This window comes from Pseudomonas sp. 2822-17, assembly GCF_002742485.1.
In the GTDB taxonomy this organism is placed as follows: Bacteria; Pseudomonadota; Gammaproteobacteria; order Pseudomonadales; family Pseudomonadaceae; genus Aquipseudomonas; species Aquipseudomonas cyclaminis.
Genome location: NZ_LJRZ01000613.1, coordinates 1 through 247, shown reverse-complemented (window position 1 = coordinate 247; position 247 = coordinate 1). Strand labels below are relative to the sequence as shown.

The window sequence follows — 247 nt, the reverse complement described above, 5'->3', positions numbered from 1 at the left end:
TATGATACGGTTATGGCTGGAAATGTTACTATACTTTTCAAAACTTCACACATAGGTTGTAACATTTTTTTAGCTTCAGAAGAAGTTTTCAATTGGTGAAAGGCTTCTAAATCACCACCTGAGCAGAAACCTTTTCCTTCACCTCGGATAATTAGCAGTGAAATCTTCTTATTGTTTCGAAATTTTTGTAAGTATTTTTCCAATAATTTAATTACATCAAAATCAACAGCGTTCCGTTTTTCAGGAC

1 protein-coding gene is annotated in these 247 nt (G+C 32.8%); it reads right to left on the bottom strand.

What is annotated here, in order from left to right:
* The coding region (locus AOA60_RS23590; protein WP_143522529.1) for an enoyl-CoA hydratase/isomerase family protein at positions 1 to 247 on the bottom strand (247 nt) is incomplete at both ends.